The sequence below is a fragment of the Streptomyces sp. NBC_01439 genome (genome assembly GCF_036227605.1).
Lineage (GTDB): Bacteria > Actinomycetota > Actinomycetes > Streptomycetales > Streptomycetaceae > Streptomyces.
The window spans coordinates 5,415,704-5,434,983 of sequence record NZ_CP109487.1 but is presented as its reverse complement, the minus strand read 5'-3'; the positions used below and the strand labels follow the sequence as shown (position 1 = coordinate 5,434,983).

The 19,280-nt window shown below is 71.2% G+C and carries 17 protein-coding genes; 6 read left to right on the top strand and 11 right to left on the bottom strand.

Translation table 11 applies throughout. The features are described 5' to 3' along the window. Positions 1-42: 42 nt before the first annotated feature. From OG207_RS24540 to OG207_RS24530, 3 genes are read right to left on the bottom strand one after another with little or no spacing between them, the layout of a single operon-like run. Positions 43-957 (bottom strand): acyl-CoA dehydrogenase family protein, encoded by a 915-nt coding sequence (locus OG207_RS24540; protein WP_329100851.1) that lies wholly within the window; start codon positions 955-957, stop codon positions 43-45. A 5-nt stretch (positions 958-962) separates the two neighbouring features. Next, entirely contained in the window at positions 963-2,120 is a 1,158-nt protein-coding gene (locus tag OG207_RS24535) for an acyl-CoA dehydrogenase (protein ID WP_329100849.1), read from the bottom strand. Further along, positions 2,120-3,325, bottom strand: coding sequence for an amidohydrolase family protein (locus OG207_RS24530; RefSeq protein ID WP_329100847.1), 1,206 nt, complete (start codon positions 3,323-3,325; stop codon positions 2,120-2,122). The genes OG207_RS24535 and OG207_RS24530 overlap by 1 nt, the downstream gene beginning before the upstream one ends. Before the next feature lie 133 nt (positions 3,326-3,458). Here OG207_RS24530 and OG207_RS24525 point away from each other — a divergent pair, with 133 nt between their 5' ends. Continuing rightward, positions 3,459-5,012 carry an AMP-binding protein gene (locus OG207_RS24525; RefSeq protein WP_329100846.1) on the top strand — a complete coding sequence of 518 codons (1,554 nt, stop codon included), beginning with the start codon at positions 3,459-3,461 and terminating at the stop codon, positions 5,010-5,012. Between the two features lie 580 nt (positions 5,013-5,592). Here OG207_RS24525 and OG207_RS24520 read toward each other — a convergent pair. Both OG207_RS24520 and OG207_RS24515 read right to left on the bottom strand, forming a co-directional pair. Continuing rightward, positions 5,593-5,958, bottom strand: a complete 366-nt coding sequence (locus OG207_RS24520) for a hypothetical protein (RefSeq protein ID WP_329100844.1) — start codon at positions 5,956-5,958, stop codon at positions 5,593-5,595. Positions 5,959-5,972: 14 nt separating this feature from the next. Continuing rightward, the gene (locus OG207_RS24515) at positions 5,973-7,226 is read right to left on the bottom strand and encodes a helix-turn-helix transcriptional regulator (protein WP_329107837.1); all 1,254 of its coding nucleotides are present in this window, start codon (positions 7,224-7,226) and stop codon (positions 5,973-5,975) included. A 575-nt stretch (positions 7,227-7,801) separates the two neighbouring features. On the opposite strand from OG207_RS24515, the gene tgmA reads away from it, so the two are divergent. Genes tgmA through tgmC form a run of 3 tightly spaced genes read left to right on the top strand, consistent with a single transcriptional unit; the run spans position 7,802 to position 10,145 of the window. Then, entirely contained in the window at positions 7,802-8,068 is a 267-nt protein-coding gene (gene tgmA, locus OG207_RS24510) for a putative ATP-grasp-modified RiPP (protein WP_402696966.1), read from the top strand. 17 nt (positions 8,069-8,085) lie between these two features. Further along, the gene (tgmB, locus tag OG207_RS24505; protein ID WP_443072871.1) at positions 8,086-9,018 is read left to right on the top strand and encodes an ATP-grasp ribosomal peptide maturase; all 933 of its coding nucleotides are present in this window, start codon (positions 8,086-8,088) and stop codon (positions 9,016-9,018) included. Beyond that, the gene (gene tgmC, locus OG207_RS24500; RefSeq protein ID WP_329100838.1) at positions 9,015-10,145 is read left to right on the top strand and encodes an ATP-grasp peptide maturase system methyltransferase; all 1,131 of its coding nucleotides are present in this window, start codon (positions 9,015-9,017) and stop codon (positions 10,143-10,145) included. Before tgmB ends, tgmC begins: the two co-directional genes overlap by 4 nt. Before the next feature lie 451 nt (positions 10,146-10,596). Here the strand turns inward: tgmC and OG207_RS24495 are convergent, their stop codons facing one another. Both OG207_RS24495 and OG207_RS24490 read right to left on the bottom strand, forming a co-directional pair. After that, entirely contained in the window at positions 10,597-11,850 is a 1,254-nt protein-coding gene (locus tag OG207_RS24495; RefSeq protein ID WP_329100836.1) for a zf-HC2 domain-containing protein, read from the bottom strand. Then, entirely contained in the window at positions 11,847-12,410 is a 564-nt protein-coding gene (locus tag OG207_RS24490; protein ID WP_329100834.1) for a sigma-70 family RNA polymerase sigma factor, read from the bottom strand. The genes OG207_RS24495 and OG207_RS24490 overlap by 4 nt, the downstream gene beginning before the upstream one ends. Before the next feature lie 301 nt (positions 12,411-12,711). On the opposite strand from OG207_RS24490, the gene OG207_RS24485 reads away from it, so the two are divergent. Further along, positions 12,712-13,230 (top strand): EF-hand domain-containing protein, encoded by a 519-nt coding sequence (locus OG207_RS24485; RefSeq protein ID WP_329100832.1) that lies wholly within the window; start codon positions 12,712-12,714, stop codon positions 13,228-13,230. A 147-nt stretch (positions 13,231-13,377) separates the two neighbouring features. On the opposite strand, the gene purU is transcribed toward OG207_RS24485, so the two are convergent. After that, positions 13,378-14,256 carry a formyltetrahydrofolate deformylase gene (gene purU / locus OG207_RS24480; protein WP_329100831.1) on the bottom strand — a complete coding sequence of 293 codons (879 nt, stop codon included), beginning with the start codon at positions 14,254-14,256 and terminating at the stop codon, positions 13,378-13,380. A 14-nt stretch (positions 14,257-14,270) separates the two neighbouring features. After that, complete coding sequence (locus tag OG207_RS24475) at positions 14,271-14,717, bottom strand: SCO4402 family protein (protein WP_329107835.1); 447 nt, start codon at positions 14,715-14,717, stop codon at positions 14,271-14,273. 195 nt (positions 14,718-14,912) lie between these two features. Between OG207_RS24475 and OG207_RS24470 the strand changes: the two genes are divergently transcribed. Then, positions 14,913-16,202: an ABC transporter substrate-binding protein gene (locus OG207_RS24470; protein WP_329100829.1), complete on the top strand. Its 1,290-nt coding sequence runs from the start codon at positions 14,913-14,915 to the stop codon at positions 16,200-16,202. Positions 16,203-16,216: 14 nt separating this feature from the next. Here OG207_RS24470 and OG207_RS24465 read toward each other — a convergent pair whose 3' ends face one another. Further along, positions 16,217-17,563, bottom strand: a complete 1,347-nt coding sequence (locus OG207_RS24465; RefSeq protein ID WP_329100826.1) for a hypothetical protein — start codon at positions 17,561-17,563, stop codon at positions 16,217-16,219. Between the two features lie 129 nt (positions 17,564-17,692). Next, entirely contained in the window at positions 17,693-19,072 is a 1,380-nt protein-coding gene (locus OG207_RS24460; protein ID WP_329100825.1) for a transcriptional regulator, read from the bottom strand. Between the last annotated feature and the right edge of the window lie 208 nt (positions 19,073-19,280).

Sequence of the window (19,280 nt, the reverse complement as noted above, 5' to 3'; positions counted from 1 at the left end):
CGAAACCTCCGGCCGACGGGCCTCCTACCCCGCCCGCCCCACCTACCCCAGCCGCCCGGCCCCCTCCTCCGAGTCCACCAGTTCCCGCGCCAGCAGCTCCTCCGCCTGCGCCACCGTCCGCCACTGCTCGGCCCGCACCCAGGCCCGCTTCAGGTGCAGGTGCACGTCCGCCTCCCAGGTGAAGCCCATGCCGCCGTGCACCTGCAGGCAGTCCCGGGCGCCCCGCACCGCCGCCCCGTCCGCGAGGAGCTTGGCCGCGGCCGCCTCGCCCGCGTCCCCCGTCACCGCCGCCGCGTAGACCGCCGTACGGGCCACCTCCGCGCGCACCAGCATTCGCGCGCACAGGTGCTTGACCGCCTGGAACGCCCCGATCGGCTGCCCGAACTGCTCGCGCTCACCCGCGTACCGCACCGCCAGCTCCACCGTCCGCAGCGCGCTCCCGACCTGGAGCGCGGCCGTCAGCAGCGCCCCCGTTTCCCGGTACGCCGTGGCGTCGCCCGCCACCGCGACCCGGTGCAGCGGGGTCAGCGGGTCCACCGAACGCACCGGCTCACCCGCCGGCACCCCCGACGCCCCCAGCACCGCGTCCGCCTCCGCGAGGTGGGCCACCAGCGGCCCGCCCAGGTCGAAGGCGCTCACCACCGCCGTCCCCGCCGCCGCCCCCGGGACCACCCCTGCGGCCAGGTGCGTGGCGACCAGCGGCCCCGGCACCAGCGCCCGGCCGGCCTCCTCGAAGACCAGGACCGCCTCGGGCAGCCCCAGGCCCACACCGCCCTCGGATTCCGGCAGGCGCAGCGCGAAGAACCCCGCATCGCCCAGCTCCCGCCACAGCGCGCGGTCCACCGTCACCCCCGTGTCCACCGACGCCCGCAGCGCCTCGCGTCCGTACCGGCCCGCCAGCAGGTCCCGTACGCCCGCCCGCAGGTCCTCCTGCTCCTCGGTCGGCTGGAAGTCCACGCCCCTCACCGGCCCTTCGGGAGGCCGAGGATCCGCTCGGCGACGATGTTCCGCTGGATCTGGGAGGTGCCCGCCGCGATCGTGTACGAGAGGGACGAGAGCCGGTCCAGGGTCCACTCCTCCTCCAGGGACAGGGACCGGGCCCCCAGGACCTCCGCCGCCGTGTCGTACAGCTCCTGGCGGGCGTGCGAGTAGGCGAGCTTGAAGACGGAACCGCCGATGCCGGGGACCCCGCCCGCCGACCGCTCGGCCTCGCTGACGTTCCACTGGGTGAGCCGCCACAGCGCGCCGAACTCCCCGTACAGCCGCCCCAGCCTGCGCCGCAGCACCGGGTCGTCCCACCGGCCGTTGGCCTTCGCCGTCCGGGCCAGTTCCCCCAGGGTCCGGCGGCAGGCGACGACCTCGCCGACGAAGGCGGTGCCCCGCTCGAAGGACAGCGTGACCATGGTGACCCGCCAGCCGTCGTTCTCCGCGCCGACCCGGTTGGCCACCGGGACCCGCACCTCGTCGAGGAACACCTGCGCGAACTCCGCCGACCCGGCGAGCGTGCGCAGCGGCCGTACGCTCACCCCCGGCGCGTCCATCGGCAGGGCCAGCCAGGAGATCCCCCGGTGTTTGGGCGCCCCGGGATCGGTGCGCACCAGCAGCTCGCACCAGTCGGCGACCTCCGCGTGCGAGGTCCAGATCTTCGACCCGCTGATCACGTAGTCGTCGCCGTCGCGCACGGCCCGCGTCCGCAGGGAGGCCAGGTCGGAGCCCGCGTCCGGCTCGCTGAACCCCTGGCACCACACCTCGTCGCCGCGCAGCACGGGCGGCAGCCAGCGCGCCCGCTGCTGCGCCGTGCCCTCGGCGGCGATCGTCGGGCCGGCGTGCAGCAGCCCGACGAAGTTCGCGCCGACGTACGGGGCGCCGGCACGCTCGGTCTCCTCCAGGAAGATCAGGTGCTGGGTCGGGGTGGCCCCGCGGCCGCCCGCGTCCACCGGCCAGTGCAGGCCCGCGTACCCGGCCTCGTACAGCCGGCGCTGCCAGCCCAGGTCGTACGCGCGCCGGCCCGGCCAGTCGTCGGGGGACGGTCTGGCGGGCAGTTCGGGGAGCACCTTGGCGAGCCAGGCGCGCAGCCGGGCCCGGAAGTCCTGCTCCTCCTCGGTGTAGGTCAGGTCCATCAGCGGCGGCTCTTGTCCAGGTCGAGGCCGAGCATGCGGATGGCGTTGCCGCGCATCAGCTTGTAGACCGTCTCGTCGTCCAGGCCCTTCACGTGGTCGAGGGCGACCTCCTTGGTGTGCGGGAAGGTCGAGTCCACGTGCGGGTAGTCGGTCTCGAAGGTCGCGTTGTCGCGGCCGACGACGTCGAGGGCGGCGATCCCGTGCTTGTCGCGGAAGAAACAGCAGAACATCTGCCGGTAGTAGTACGTGGACGGCGGCTCGGGGATCAGGTCGCGGACGCCGCCCCAGGCCCGGTGCTCCTGCCAGACGTCGTCGGCGCGTTCCAGGGCGTAGGGGATCCAGCCCATCTGGCCCTCGCTGTAGGCGAGCTTGAGCGTCGGGAACTTCACCAGGACGCCGCTGAAGAGGAAGTCCATCATCGAGGCCATCGCGTTGTTGAAGCTGAGCGAGGCCTGGACGGCGGGGGGTGCGTCGGGGGAGGCGGCGGGCATCTGGGAGCTGGACCCGATGTGCATGTTGACCACCGTGCCGGTCTCCTGGCAGACGGCGAAGAAGGGGTCCCAGTAGCCGGAGTGGATGGAGGGGAGCCCGAGGTAGGTGGGGATCTCGGAGAAGGTCACGGCCTTCACCCCGCGGGCCGCGTTGCGCCGGATCTCGGCGACGGCGAGGTCGATGTCCCAGAGCGGAATGATGCACAGCGGGATGAGCCGGCCGCCGCTGTCGCCGCACCATTCCTCGACCATCCAGTCGTTGTAGGCGCGCACGCAGGCGAGGGCGACCTCCTTGTCATGGGCCTCTGCGAAGGTCTGGCCGCAGAAGCGCGGGAAGGTCGGGAAGCAGAGCGAGGCCTCGACGTGGTTGAGGTCCATGTCGGCGAGGCGCGCCGCGGGGTCCCAGCAGCCCCGGCGCATCTCCTCGCGGGTGATGCCCTCCAGGGTCATGTCGTCGCGGTCGAAGCCGACGGCGGCGATGTTGCGCTTGTACGGGAACTTCAGGTCCTCGTAGATCCACCAGTCGGTCGGCGGGCCGTCGGGGTCCATGGTGATGACGTACTTGCCGCCGGTGTAGGCGAGTTCGCCGATGCCGGCGGTGAGCGCCTTGGGGCCGCGGTCGCGGTACTTGGCGGGCAGCCAGACGTCGAACAGGTGCGCGGGCTCGATCACGTGGTCGTCGACGCTGATGATCCGAGGCAGTCCCAGTTCCATAGCAGTCTCCCCAATTCACCGATCTGATGGATCGTCAGAAACAAGCTAGCCCCGCCACCCCTGGACCGACAAGCTTCGGCGCCCTACGCTCTGCGCTTGATCTGACTATCCGTCAGCTATGGGGAGGTCTGGGATGACGGACACCGCGACCGCGACAGAACTGAGCCGCTCCCGCACCCTGTGGGAACTGGTCTCCCGCCGGGCCGCGCTGACCCCGGACACCACCGCCCTGATCGAGGCCGCCGAGGACCCCGCACACGACCGCCGGCTCACCTTCGGGGAACTGCGCGACCGCTCCGAACGCGTCGCCGCCGGCCTCCACGCCAGGGGCGTGCGCCCCGGCACGGTCGTCGCCTGGCAGCTCCCCACCCGCATCGAAACGGTGCTGCTCTCCGTCGCCCTCGCCCGGATCGGCGCCGTCCAGACCCCGATCATCCCCTTCTACCGGGACCGCGAGGTCGGCTTCGCCCTCCGCGAGTCCAAGGCCGAACACTTCGCCGTCCCGGGAACCTGGCGCGGCTTCGACCACACCGCCATGGCCGCCCGCCTCGGCGCGCGCGGCACCTTCGAGGCCTACGCGGACCTCCCCGACGGCGACCCGGCCGTACTCCCCGCGCCACCCGCCACCGGCACCGACGTCCGCTGGATCTACTGGACCTCCGGCACCACCTCCGACCCCAAGGGCGTCCTGCACACCGACCGCTCCCTGATCGCGGGCGGCTCCTGCCTGGCCCACGCCCTCCACCTGGGCCCGTCCGACGTCGGCTCCATGGCCTTCCCGTACGCGCACATAGGCGGCCCCGACTACCTGGTGATGCTCCTCCTGTACGGCTTCCCCGCGGTGCTCTTCGAGAAGTTCGCGATGCCCGACGCCCTGGACGGGTACCGCCGCCACGGGGTCACCGTGGCCGGCGGCTCCACCGCCTTCTACTCCATGTTCCTGACCGAGCAGCGCAAGGCCCCGGACGTCCCGCTGATCCCCACCCTGCGCCTCCTGGCGGGCGGCGGCGCCCCCAAGCCGCCGGAGATCTACCACGCGGTCGTACGGGAGCTGCGCTGCCAGCTGACCCACGGCTACGGCATGACCGAGGTCCCGATGATCACCATGGGCTCTCCGGACGACACCGCCGAGAACCTCGCCACCACCGAAGGCCGCCCCCCGGCGGGCATGTCCATCCGCATCACCGCCCCGGACGGCACCGAGCTGCCGCCGGACACGGACGGGGAAGTACGGCTGCGCGGCGAGGCGGTCTGCCGGGGCTACCTGAACGGCGACGACCCGGCCGGGGCCTTCGACCCCGACGGCTACCTGATCACCGGCGACCTCGGCCACCTCACGCAGGACGGCTACCTGGTCCTCACCGGACGCAGCAAGGACGTCATCATCCGCAAGGGCGAGAACGTCTCGGCGAAGGAGATCGAGGACCTCCTCCACCGCCTTCCGGCCGTCGCCGACGTGGCGGTCATCGGCCTCCCGGACCCCACCCGCGGCGAACGCGTCTGCGCGGTGGTGGAACAACACCCGGGAGCCGCCCCCCTGACCCTCCCCCAGCTGACCGCCTACCTCCGCGCCCAAGGCCTGGCCACCCACAAGCTCCCGGAACAACTGGAACTCCTGGAGGCCCTCCCCCGCAACGAAACCCTGCGCAAGGTCCTGAAGTACAAGCTCAGGGAGCGGTACGCGTAGGGGTCGGGCCGGTACGGGTGCCACGGTGCCCGGGGCCTTCACCCCCGCGGCCCCGCCACCCCGGGTCGGCGGCTGCCCACCCGCCCCCGAGGTGCAGCGGGGTCGGAGCGCGGCGGAAACCGATGGGCGTGGAGAGAGAAGTACGGCGGGGTGCTGGGGGCGGGTCTGCGCTGGGCGGCATCAGGGACGTGCTGGGGGTTTCCCGTCAGTCCCATCGTCCTTCCGGGTCGTGCCGGTCCCTCAAGGGCGCTCCTCCTTCGTCGTCGCGTCGCTTCGCGATGGCCTGCGGCCACCCTTGACCGACCGTCCCGCCCCGGAGATACGAGGACAGCCGGGAACCCCCCCAGAGGAACGGGCCGGGGGATCCTTTCCAGGGACGGGGCGTCGGATACGCCCATGCCTGTCCAGCGTGAAGGACGAGCAGGAGACGGGCCCCATCAGAGCGGCAGGCCGTGTCGGGGGAAGCGCGTCCCATCGCTACGCGCTCCCGACGTCCCAGCGTCCGACGACCGTCCGGGGCTGGACACAGGCCGCCTCAGATCGCTACGCGCTTCTCGATCACGCGTCTGCGAGCGTCACATCAGGTGGCGGCTTCCTCGATGGCCTCGAAGATGTCGGCGTCAGTCTCCTGCTGCCAGGACGGCAGGTCTGGCCAATCAGCCACGTAGCCCGGCTTCGGGTCCTCGAAGTGCTTGAACATCTGGGCCGTCCAGCACGTCGCGACAAACCGGCTCTTCTGCTCACGGGACAACCTCGACGTGTGGCCACCGCTGATCTCGATGAACTGCCGGACCTGGTCGTACACCGAACCTGCGGCCTCGCGCTCCCAATCCGGGGTTTCCTCCCACGGAGTGACGTAGCCGGCCTTCGGCTCTCCCGGGTAGTGCTGGCGCACTCCCCCGATCCAGGCCTCACGGAACAGTCGTGCACCCTCGGTCTGCAACATGCCTACCCCTCTCGTCACGGCGTGCTCAGTGCGGCGATCTCCGCCCCCAGCTCCGCTACGCGGTGGTCTCGACTCAAGGGACCGAACTCGGCGCACAGGGCTTGGAGTCTACGGGCGACGTATCCGGATGATGAGGCTCGGGCCAGGCTCACGGCTTCCTGCCCGTACGCCAGAACCTGGTCTGGATCACGCCGCTTCGCTCCAATGGCAGCCAGGCTGGTCAGCACTGTGCTCCGGCGCCGATACGACTGCCCCGAGGCGAGCGCCGTCTGCGCCAATGCTGTCTTCAACGTCACTTCCGCCAGGTCCAGACGGCCGAGCTGCACGTAGCGGGCTCCCCGCTCCTCGGCCAGGCGGGTGCCGTCGAAGCGGAGCCATCCACCGTTCGTGCTGCCAGCGGTAAGGTCCCTGACCTTCTCGGCCTGGTCCAGGGCGCGTTCGCACGCGGTGAGGTCCCCGAGACCCGCATACGTCTCCGCTTGGACAGACGCGACCCAATGCCGTGTCGAAAGGGCGTTGTCCCCTCGACTGGCCAGCCGTTCGGCCGCGCCCAGCACCTGCGCCGCCTGGCGGTAGCGCCGCTCGGACATGTCCACGTAGGCGTGGCGTACAAGGGCGCAGGCCCACAGGTCGTACGCGCCCGCGTCCTTACTGATCGAGGCAGCGAGCGAGTACGAGGCTGCGGCGTCGGTGTACCGGTCCCCGTCGAAGGCGACTTCACCGGCCAGCTGGAAGAGGTCGGCCGCTGCGCTCAAGAGAGGCCGGGAGCTGCCTCGGCTGGCGGCCAGCGCTTCGTTCAGAGTCGTCAGCTGGTCACGGATGACGGGGTAGATCGAGCCTTTCGAACGCGCCAATTGGTAGACCTGCCACAGGTGGCCGTTCATCCGCTCGAAGTCGGCAGGCACCCCCCTCAGCACCCCATCGGTGAGGGCCTCGGCCTCGTCGACCGGCAGGGCCGTCAGGGCCCCGCTGACCGTGAGGATGCGGAGGAATTCGCGGCGGATCATTTCGTCGGGGGCTCCCGCGCTCGAGTGGTCACTGGACTGCCGCCCTGTGGCCTCCTGCCCTGCGGCTCGTAGCTCTGCCAGGAGGACATCAAGCTCTTGGAGGCTGACTTCGAGGGCACTGGCCAAGCCTCGCCGCTGGGGTGGCTGCGGTTCGATCCTGCCGCTCTCCCAGCGCCCGACCGTCGTACGGTCCACGCCGAGCAGCCCGGCCAATTTCTCCTGACTGTAGCCCAGGGTCTTGCGTCGTTCAGCTAATCCCATAACGACCTCTTTCCGCGGCCTCGAAGCCTGCGGCACCCGTGCACGGATCTGCTCCAAGAATGCGGCATGCATGCCGTGGATCCCCTCGACTGCCACCGGTTCTATGGGAGTTGTCGCGAACCGATCGGGCATGACGCAGCGAAGGGTGCCGATATGGCAACACAGACTGGCACAGAGGAACACGTCCGCGAACCACACTCGCGTACTCGCGAACTCACGGCGGAGCCTTGCCCCCTCATGACGCTTCGCGTGTCCCGCGACTCAGGTCGTACGTGGACTCAGACGACCCATGTCCAGGCGGGTGACTCGTACGTCATCCTCTCGGACCCGGGCCGCTACCCGCCGTGCGAGTGCCCGCGCTGTGGTGACCAGCGGGGATCTGCCTGTGCACAGGGTCTGCACCCCGCGGGTTGAAGCCAGCACGTCCTCAAGACGCGCGCACAGCGCGTCGCCTCCCGATGACCTCGGTGCGGCAGGCACGTTCCCGGCCCCGTCCTCACGACGGTGTCCAGACATGAAGGAGAAGACAGGTGTTCAGTCACGCCGACCGCGTACCCACCAGTGACGCCTTGCCCATGGGACATGTCACGTCCGTCCCATGGGGCGTTCAGCGGATGGCTCCCTACCCTGCCGTGGCACCCGAATACCGGCACGTCGAGATCGACGCGCACACCCAGACCGCCCGCTACTACGGTGCCGATGGCGAGCCGATGATGATTCCCGAGCACGGGACCAGCACCGGCACCAACCCGGCGACCAACACCGGAAACCCGTCCGACGGCAGCAGCGGCGGCGGTTCGGGCGGCGGGGACCAGGACACCGGGAACGACAACGACCAGTGAGCCACTCCGGCCCGGTGATGGTCGTCACCATGAAGGACGACCCCACGGCCGACCTGGTGATCCGCGAGCTGCACGACCGGGGCGTACCGGTCGTGCGGCTCGACTCCGGGGACTTCCCCGCCACCTTGTCGTTCGCGGCATACGTCACGCCTGAGGGCATCGAGGGGTCCTTGACCACCCCGACCCGGACCGTGGACCTGACACGAATCCGGTCCCTCTACTACCGGCGACCGTCAGGATTCGCCTTCCCCCACCTGCCCGAGCATGACGCCCGGTTCGCGCTCACCCAAGCGCGGTACGGGCTCGGCGGCGTCATCGCCTCCTTGCCGCGCTGCCTGTACGTCAACCACCCGCACCGCATCGGCGACGCCGAGTTCAAGCCTTCCGGCCTCGCAGCCGCCGCCATCTCCGGTTTCGACGTCCCCGCCACGCTCATCACGTCCGACCCCGGCGCCGCCCGCACCTTCATCAAGGATCATCACGGGCCGGTGATCTACAAGCCTCTGTCGACGCCGCTGTACCGCATCGACGGCGTCTCCTGCACCGTCGAAGTGAACGAGGTGACGGACGACGAGATTGACGACCGAGTCTCCGGGACAGCTCACCTGTTCCAACACCTCGTACCCAAATCGGCCGACGTGCGGGTAACCGTGATCGGTGACCGCGTTTTCGCGGTTCGCATCGACTCCGACCTGTTGGACTGGCGGACCGACTACGACCGGCTCGGCTACAGCGTCGTACAGCCCCCGCCCCTAGTCACCGCGAGCCTGTTTCGATACCTGTCGCTGTTCGGGCTGGTCTTCGGAGCTTTCGACTTCGCAATCGACCAGACGGGGACATGGTGGTTCCTTGAATGCAATCCCTCCGGACAGTGGGCGTGGCTGGAGCCCGAGACCGGATTGCCCATGGTCGCAGCCATGGCTGATCTCTTGGAAAGGAACGGCACGTGAACGACCAGGCGCAGAAGCTGCGATTGCAGCTTGCCAAGCAGCTCGCCGACGCCGGTCACCTGCGCACGGACCCGTGGCGCCGAGCAGCCGAGGCCGTGCCGCGTCACGAGTTCCTGCGGGGCGGATACTTCGAACGCAGCGACGTGCCGGGCCGCCCCACGGCCTGGACACCCGTCATGCCTGAGAGTCCGGCATGGCTGGAGGCCTGCTACACGGACGACTCTCTGGTCACGCAGATCGCGGGCACCATCGTGCCTGGTGACCTGCGTGGGGAGATCACGCGCCTGCCCACGTCGTCCAGCACCCTGCCGTCCTTGGTCGTGCGGATGCTCGAAGAGCTCCGGATCGAGGACGGACACCGTCTGCTCCTCGTCGGCCTCGGAACCGGATACTCCAGTGGCCTGGCCTGCCACCGCCTCGGCGACGATCGCGTAACCGCCGTGGAGATCGATGCAGACGTCGCCGCGCGTGCCCGAAGCGCGCTCGGCCGCTGCGACTACGCGCCTACGGTGGTCGTCGGCGACGGTCTCGCCGGGTGGAGGGACGGCGGCCCCTACGACCGGATCGTCGCCTACTGCGGAACGGTCACCGTTCCCTACGAGTGGGTGGAACAGACGCTGCCCGGCGGAGTCATCCTGGCCACCGTAGGTGGGTGGATGTACTCCTCCGAACTCGCTCGCCTCACAGCCTCCGGGGACGGCACCGCCACAGGTCGGTTGCTCGACGGCCGCAACTCGTTCATGCTCGCCCGCCCACAGACGCCCCCACCCATCGGGCTCCTCCCCGACCTCGATCAAGCCGACGAACAGCCCACAGAGCTTGCCGCCCCCGTACTCGACGACTGGGACACCCGGTTCGTCGCCCAGCTTGCCGCTCCCCGTGCTCAGCGCATGACCTTGAACCGCAACGGCGGCACAGAACACGTGCTCCTCGACGTCGAGGCGGGAGCATGGGCGGTACTGCGACAAGACGGCAGCAGGTGGCTGGTACGCCAGGGTGGGCCGGACGAATTGTGGGACCGGATCACAGACCACGTCACCCGCTGGCGCCACGACGGATCGCCCACTCTCGACCGGTTCGACATCACGGTCACGCCTGAAGGGCAGACGATCACATGGCGGCGCTGATCGCCCACTCTGTGCCCCAGACGGATCGCAGCCGCGTGATCGAGAAGCGCGTAGCGATCTGGGGCGGCTCATGTCCGGCCCCTGACGGCTCGCGGACGCCGTCGGGCAGGAGCGCGTAGCGATGTGGGGCGCTCCTGGCTCCCGCCCGGGCTCCTCCGACGTCCCGATGGTCTCTTGACGCCCGGCCCGTTCCTTCGGGGGGTTCCCGGCTGTCCTCGTATCTCCGGGGCGGGACGGTCGGTCAAGGGTGGCCGAAGGCCATCGCGAAGCGACGCGGGGAAACCCCCAGCACGTCCCTGATGCCGCCCAGCACGGATACCGCTCCCGAATCCCCGCCGCACCTCCCCGGCCCCGCCGCGCCGCGGGGGCGGGGGCCGCGGGGGCCCCGCGCGCAGTGATACCCGTACATGCGCCGGCCCCGCGCCCGCGCCCCGCTCCCCCGCCCCGCCCCCTACAACCGGCTCAGGGACGCCGCCGCGAACAGGACGTCGCGGATCGCCTCGCGGTCGCCGTGCTGGCCCACCGCCGCCTCCTCCGGGGAGATGTGGCCCGCGGCCAGCTGGCAGAACTCGATGCCGTCCAGGGCGATCTCCGCGACCGTCCGTTCCGGCGACGGTTTCGCTCCCGGCGAGTCCAGCGCGATGTCCCAGCCGCCACCGCCCGCGCCCTCGATCTCCAGGTGCAAGGTCCGCCCGGGCGCGCCCGCCGCGACCAGGCCCCGCGCCGGAGCCGCCAGACCGGCCCGTCTGCGCTGCGCCAACGCGCCCGGCAGGAGCCGCGCCGCCAGGTCGATCATCCCGTGCAGGTGCGGGCCGGCCGGCGGCTCGTACGGGTAGTCCACCGCCTCCGCGATGTCCCACGCGTGCACCCAGCACTCGAAGGCCCGTTCCAAGAACGCGTCCCCGAGCGGCAGCGCGAAGCCGCCGTAGTCCACCGCCAGCTCCGCGACTCCCCGGCCGGCGAAGGAGACCGTACGCACCAGCGTGTGGCCCTGCTCCCGCCACGGGTCGCGGACCTGCCGCGTGACCGGGTGCGGGGTCGCACCCCAGAAGTGCTCCGTCCGCACGGTCGGCCCGCCCTTCGGCGCGTCCGGACCCAGCGGGTCGTCGAGCCCCAGCGCCGAAGCGACCAGTCCGTCCACCGTCAGCAGATGGCCGATCACCCCTGCCACCGTGGTCCGCTGCGACCGCAGCCGCTCCTCCTCGAACCACTTGAGCCGCACCGGGGTGTGCCACTCCGAGTCCCCGAAGTCCTGGAGCAGCGCGTCGAGCCGCGCGGTCTCGGTGTCGTACGGGCTCGCCCACACCGGCACCGGGATGCGGGCCGGCCGCTTGCCCAAGCAGTCCTCCAGGACGCGCGAGCGCAGCAGCGGTTTCAGGTCGAGGCTCTCCTCCGGGTGCAACAGCCCCACCGCGTCGCGCAGCCGCAGCGCCTCTTCCGCGCAGGGCGCGCACTCGGTGAGGTGGTCCTCCACCGCCTGGGTCTCCTCGGCCGAGCAGGCCGCCAATGCCCATGCCCCGAGCAGGGACTTCAGCACGGCGTGCGAGGGCGGGGGCGGCACCTCGACCGGCGGCGGCAGCGGCGGCAGCGCCCGCGGCGCGTGCCCCGGGTCGAGGTCGTCCGCAGCCCCGCGCGGACCCGGTATCCGCGCCCGACCGCCGGGACGCTCGTATCCGTCATCGGGCGGCTGGGGAGGGCCGTTCATCGGGGCGTTCCATATCCGGACTGGGCGCTCTCCTCCTGCGGGAGGGCGTTGGCGGTCGACAGCAACTGCAGTCCGAGCCGCAGCCTGCGCCGCGCCTCGTCCTCGCTGATCTGCAGGTCGGCGGCGGCCTGCCGGTAGTCCCGCCGCTTGAAGTACGCGAGTTCCAGCGCGGCGCGCAGCGGCGCGGGCATCGAGGTGACGATGTAGTCGGCGCGCGCGGCCGCATTGGCGGTGCGCACCTTCTGCTCCAGCTCCTCGCGCGAGCCGCGGCCCAGTTCGGCCTGGCGCAGCCGGGCCACCGCCTGGCCCTGGGTGATCCGGGCGACCCAGGAGCGCATGGAACCCTGCTTGGGGTCGTAGGCGTCCGGGTTCTCCCAGATGTAGCCGAAGACCTCTCTGGTGATCCGGTCCGCCGCCTTCTCGTCGCCCAGCACCCGGTGCGCCAGGCTGTGCACGAGTGAGGCGAAGCGGTCGTACAGCTCCCCGAGCGCGGCGGCCTCGCCACGGGCGAGCCGCTGCTGCATGCGGCGGTCCCAGCGCGGTGGTGCGTCCTTCGGCATGAATGCCCCCAGCCGTGTGTCGACTCAACGAATGTAGTGGGCACATGGCGGATCGCGCCTGTTTTGGAAGAACCTCTCCCCGGAAGTGCGCCCTGCGTGATAGGGGCGTGGCAGGGCGTGAACGGTGGTACGTCCGACGGCACATGGGGACAGGTGTACGCGCCCCACCGCGCTCCCCGTGCGCGGGTTCGATGCGGCCGCCTCCTTGACCGCTTCGCTTAACGTGCAGGCCGCATAGGGCTTACGCTCCTGCCTTGTCTTGATCTGAACCCCACTGCACACGTGAAGGCGGAACGCCGAAATGGACAGCGCAGAATACGAGCGCAAGATCGCCGCCCGATTCGCCACCTTCGACCAGGACGGGTCCGGGTACATCGACCGGGAGGACTTCAGCGCTGCCGCGAAGTCCGTCCTGGCCGAATTCGGTACCACCGCCCGGTCGGACAAGGGCCAGGCCGTCTTCGCGGGCGCCGAGGCCTTCTGGCAGGGAATGGCCGGCATCGCGGACGTCGACGGGGACCAGCGGGTGTCCCGCGAGGAGTTCATCACCGGGGCCGCGAAGCGGCTGCGCGACAACCCGGAGCGGTTCGCGGAGATCGCGCGACCGTTCCTGCGGGCCGTGATCGCGGTGGCGGACGAGGACGGCGGCGGCACGACCCCGCCGAATGCCGCCCGGGTCCTGCGCGTCCTGGGCACCGCCCCGGAGCTGGCCACTCAGGTGGCCGCGGCCCTGGACGCGGACCACGACGGTCGCATCTCGGAGGACGAGATCCTGGCGGCCTTCGCGGGCTACTGCGGCGTGGAAGCCCCCGACGCGTAACGCCTGCGGCGCGCTCGGCAGGTGACGGCGGGGCCCCGGCCCCGCCTCACGCTCCCGCGGCCGGGGCCACAGGCCGCCGCGCTGGCCCCTGCGGCCCGGGGCGCCGCCCCGGACCCCGCGCCTCAAACGCCGGCGAGGCTGTCTCGGCTACCCGAAGACGACCGTCCGGGCGCCGTTGAGCAGCACGCGGTGCTCGCTGTGCCACTTCACCGCCCGTGCGAGCGCCTGGCACTCCACGTCCCGCCCGATCGCGACCAGCTGGTCCGGTGTCACCTCGTGGCCCACCCGCTCGACCTCCTGCTCGATGATCGGCCCCTCGTCGAGGTTCGCCGTCACGTAGTGCGCGGTCGCGCCGATCAGCTTCACACCGCGCGCGTGCGCCTGGTGGTACGGCTTGGCGCCCTTGAAGCTCGGCAGGAACGAGTGGTGGATGTTGATGATCCGCCCGCTCAGTTCCGTGCACAGGTTGTCGGACAGCACCTGCATGTAGCGCGCCAGGACCACCAGGTCGACGTTCTCGGCGCGCACCAGCTCCAGCAGCTGCGCCTCCGCCTCCGCCTTCGTGTCCTTGGTGACGGGGATGTGCACGAAGGGGATGTCGTAGGAGCCGACCAGTTCGGCGAAGTCGGTGTGGTTGGAGACCACGGCCGCGATCTCGACCGGCAGGGCACCGATGCTGGTACGGAACAGCAGGTCGTTCAGGCAGTGTCCGAACTTGGACACCATGAGGATGATCCGCATGCGCTCCTCGGAGCGGTGGATCTGCCAGTCCATCTTGAAAGAGTCGCCGATCGCGGCGAAGCTGGCGCGCAGCTTCTCGACCGTCACCGGGGGCTCGGCCTCGAAGTGCACCCGCATGAAGAAGAGCCCGGTCTCCCGGTCTCCGAACTGCTGGCTGTCCACGATGTTGCATCCGGTCATGAAGAGGTAACTCGACACGGCATGCACGATGCCCTGCTTGTCGGGGCAGGACATGGTCAGGACGTATTGGGGCTGGGCCTGGGCCTCGGTGTGCGGGTCGCTCATGACCGCACAGCCTTTCACACCGCGCGGGTGAGGATCTTCAACACATCGAGCGATGTCGGTCGCACGTCCGGGTCGTCACCGTCGGCCTCCGCCAGCCGCACGTGCGCCTCGCGCGCGGCACGTACCGCCTCGGGCCACGCGTGGTGCTCCAGGTAGGCGGAGACGGGGGCGTCGGGCCCGACCTGGTGGAGGATGCGAAGCACCCGCAGCACGGCGAGGTCGACGACGGCCGCCTCCTGCGAGTCGCGGAAGATCGTGCCGACGTACTTCTCGGCGGACCAACTGTCGAGCCAGGTGTCCTCGACGAGCCGGTACACGGCGTCGGTGATGTCGCCGTACGCCGCGTCGCCGGTCAGCCAGGTGTCCTCGTGGAAGACCGGATCGGAGAGCATGTGCAGCGCCGAGCGCACGTTGCTGCGCCAGCGCCACCACGGCATGTCATTGAGGGGCATGCCGCCCATGGTGGAGGAGCGGCCACCGCGTCGGGAAGGGTTCTTCGAACCTTGGGCGAATGTCACGCTTTCGATCGTACGTTCCTGGTCAGTGCGATCTTGAGGCGCCCACGGGGACCACGCCCCCGCAATTCACCTGGGCGTCACCCGATGTTGTGTCCATCTCACTCGACAGTTACCGGTGGGGCGGAATGGTGCATGGACATGACCCTTTCGCGACGCGTCGCATCCCGCTCCCGCACCTTCGCGGCCACGGCCATGGGCGCGTGTCTCATCGCCGGGTGCGGGACGCTCCCCGGGGGCTCGGGGGGCTCCGGGGAAACCGTCACCGTCATGACCTTCGCCCCTGAAGACACCAAGGCGACCAACATGCCCGGAATGACCGGCATGGCCAAGGCGTACGAGCGCTACGTGAACTCCAAGGGTGGGATCAACGGGCGCAAACTCCGCGTATTGACCTGCAACGAGAAGAACACGCCCTCCGGCGCCGCCGACTGCGCCCGCAAGGCCGTCGCCGAGAAGGCCGTCGCCGTCGTCGGCTCCTACAGTCAGCACGGACGCGCCTTCATGGCCCCGCTGGAGGCGGAGAGCGTCCCCTTCATCGGCGGTTACGGAGTCTCCTCCGAGGAGTTCCAGTCCCCCCTGTCGTACCCGGTCAACGGCGGCCAGCCCGTCCTCATCGCCGGCGCCGGCCACCAGCTGAGCCGCGCCTGCAGCCAGGTCGCCCTGGTCCGCCCGGACACCCTCGCGGCCGACACCCTGCCGGTGCTGCTCAACGCCGGACTGCGGGCCAACAAGATGGCGGACGCCTCCGACATCCGGGCCGCCGAGGACTCCGCCGACTTCGGACCGCAGGCGCGCGAGGCCCTCGCGCACACCAGCGGCACCGGCAAGGACAAGGAAAAGGACAAGGGTTGCGTGACCGCCGTCCTCGGCGAGCGCACCGAGACGTTCTTCGACGCCTTCCGCCGGACCGACGCCCAGCGCAAGAAGCCGCAGATCTCCTCCGTCCTGGGCAGCGTCAGCCAGTCCCTGGTGGACCGCACGGGCGGCAAGGAGAGCCCCTTCGAGGGGGCGTACCTGACCAGCTGGTACCCGGTGGCCGCCGATCCCCTCTGGGAACCCATGCGGAAGGTGGTCACCGAGTTCGCCTTCGGCGACGACAACGTCGACCCCGACGACAGCGGGGCGCAGACCACCTGGATCGCCTACACCGTGCTCAGCGAGGTGCTGGGGCGCTTCAAGGAGGACGAGCCCGTCACCAGCCGCAAGGTCAAGCGCGCGCTGAACGAGTCGCAGCCGGTCAGCACCGGAGGCCTGACCCCGAACCTGAGCTGGCGCTACCAGGACATGCGCGCCGTCGCCGGCTTCCCCCGCATCGTCAACGGCCGGGTCACCTTCCAGATCGTGCAGGCCGGGCGGCTCGTGGCGCAGCCCGGCGAGCAGTCCCTGGACATGACCCCGACCCTGGTGACGGCCCCGCCCATGGCCTGACCACCCGCATCGGCTCAGAGCTGGGACTTGTCCCGCTTGGTGAGGCCGTACTTGCCGGCGATCGCGTTCCACCCGGTCGCGGCGGACTCCTTGGCCCTGGTCGCCTCGCCGCTCGACCGGTTGCCCTCGGAGGCGTTCTTGGTGACCTTGGCCTTGCCGTCCTTGCACTTGTCGTCGTCCACGTCGTCGGCCCAGGCCGCGTAGCTGTTGTCGGCGTCCGCGGAAGACTGCCAGGCCTTGGTCAGCGACGCGGACAGCTTCGCGTGGTCCGGGAGCTGGTCCAGCTTCAGCTCCTGGAGTCGGGTGACGAGCTCCTCGCGCTGGCGGGCCGCGTCGCGCAGGTCGGCGGCCGCCTGGTCGAGGTTGTTGCAGCCCTTGATGTCCTCCACGGCCTTGATCACCGCGGCCCGGCTGTCGTTGCTGTCCGCGAGGAGCTTGTCCAGCTGGACGGCCTGCGGGCGGGCCGGGTCGACGGGGGCCTCGCCGCCGGGGGCCGCGGAGCCGCCGCTCGTGGTCGGGGTCCCGGCGACCGCGCCGGGGTCGTTGTTCTGCGGCTTGTCGTCGGCGAGCAGCGAACCGATGCCGAGCCCGGCGACGGCCAGGCCGATGACCACCGCGCCGATGATGACGGGCGAGACCTTGCGCGCGGGCTCCTGGGGCGGCGGGGGCGCCGCGTACTGCTGCTGCTGCTGCGGGTGCGGCTGCTGGTACTGGGGCTGCTGCTGCCGGTACTGGGGCTGCTGCGGGCGGGCCGGATGCGGGCGCGGCGGCGGCTGGCGCAGCACGGGCTCCTGGACGGGCGGCAGGTGCTGGGTCTGCCCGGGGGAGTCGTCGCTCCGGAAGAGCCCGTCGAAGCCTTCCACGCCGCGGTCGGCGGGGACCGGCGGTATGTACTGGGTCGCCGCCTCGCCGTGCGCGGGCGCCGCCGGGACGGGCGGGATGTACTGCGTCGCCGCCTCGTCATGGCCGGAGGCCGCCGGAACCGGCGGAATGTACTGCGTCGCCGCCTCGCCGTGCCCGGGCGCCGCCGGGACGGGCGGGATGTACTGCGTCGCCGCCTCGTCATGGCCGGGCGCCGCCGGGACGGGCGGGATGTACTGCGTCGCCGCCTCGGGCAGCGGGGGGTAGCCGTAGCCGTGCGGATCCCCCGGCCCCTCGTAGCCGGGCCCCACCACGTGCCCCGGGGCGCCCTCCGCGCCGGGATAGGCCTGCGGATATCCGTACGCGGCCCCGGGCTGCACCTGCTGCTGCACCTGTTCCTGCGGCTGCGGCTGCTCCGGGTACGCCGGGTAGCCGGACGCCGGGTCCGGACCCCACGGGGCACCCGGCTGGGGGGCGCCCCCTTGTCCGCTCTGCGTCACCGGGACTCCTTCTCCGACTCGCCCGACCCTACGGAACCGTCAGGTCACGCTACCCCGTCACGCACCGCCACCGTGAGAGCACCCCGAACCCCGACCGGCCCCGACCGGCCCCGACCGGCAAGACGCGCCCTACGCCGTCACCTCCAGCCGCGCCGCGAACTCCCGCACCGCTGCCTCCTCCCGGTACGGCTCCAGCCGCGCCCGGAAGTCGTCCAGGTACTCCACGCCCCGGTTCGAGCGGAGCCCCTCCAACAGTTCCGCAGCCCGCGTCGCCGTCAGGCAGGCCTGTTCCACTTCCCGCTGCTGCACCTGCGCCGCCGCCAGCAGCAGCAGCCCGATGGCCCGGCGGCGCGCCTTGCCCGCCGGCAGGCCCCGTAGGGCCTCCTCCGCCCGCCTGGCCGCCGCGTCCGCCTGGCCCAGGTCGCGGTGGCAGTGCGCCAGCTCGTCCGCGAGGTACGCCGCGTCGAAGTGGCGGATCCACACCGGGTCGTCACCCGATTCCGGCTCCGCCCGCTCCAGCGCGCTCACCGCCCTCCCGGACAGCACCGCCGTCGCCCGGGCGTCCCCGAGCAGCGCGTGGCCGCGCGCCTCGGCCGCGTAGAACATGGCCTCGACCCGCGGGGTGACCTGCCCCCGCGTCCCCTCCTGGGCGGCCCGCGCCAACTGCGCGATCTCCCGCGGGTTGCCCAGTTCGGCGGCGAGGTGGCTCATGGACGCGGCGAGCACGTAGCCCCCGTACGCCCGGTCCCCCGCCGCCTGGGCGAGGCGCAGCGCCTGGATGTAGTACCGCTGCGCCAGCCCCGGCTGGCCCGTGTCCACCGCCATGTAGCCGGCGAGCTCGGTCAGCCGGGCCACCGAAGCGAACAGGGCCCGCCCGACGGGTTCCCGGTAGGAGCCCCCGATCAGCCCGGACACCACCGAGTTGAGGTAGTGCACGACCACCGGCCGGACGTGCCCGCTACCAAAGCGGTGGTCGAGGTCCTTGAGGGCCTCGGTGGTCGCCCGGACCGCCTCCACGTCCGGCATGCCCACCCGCGAGCCGCCGCTGCGGGCGACCTGGGTGTCGGCCCCGGTGATCAGCCAGTCGCGGCTCGGCTCCACGAGCGCGGAGGCGGCCACGCTGGAGCCCGCGAGGAAGTCGCGGCGGCCGACGTCGCTGCGCCACAGCTCGCAGACCTGCTCGATCGCGCCGATGACGGTCGGGGAGAACTGCAGGCCGACGCCGGAGGCGAGGTTCTTCCCGTTGGCCATGCCGATCTCGTCGATGGTGACGGTCCGGCCGAGCTTGCGCCCCAGCGCCTCGGCGATGATCCCGGGAGCCCGGCCGCGCGGCTGCTGGCCGCGCAGCCACCGGGCCACGGACGTCTTGTCGTAGCGGAGATCGAGGCCGTGTTCGGCCCCGCACATGTTCACGCGCCGAGCGAGCCCGGCGTTGGAGCACCCGGCTTCCTGAATGAGCGCCTGCAGCCGTTCGTTCGGCTGGCGGGCGACGAGAGGCCTGGCTGCCATGAAAACCCCCTGCTGACCGCGGGTGATCCGTTGGAATGATCACTTCCCGCCTGATGTGCGGAGAATCTTCCGCTCTGCGTCGTGTCGCTACCCAGTAACAGCGCCCCGGCCTCCTACGCGCCCCCACGCGTGCATCAGTGCGCCCCGTTTGCAGGATCGATGCTCCGCCCGCCGCCGGGTTTACGCCCGTAACCCCGGGTGACCCGAG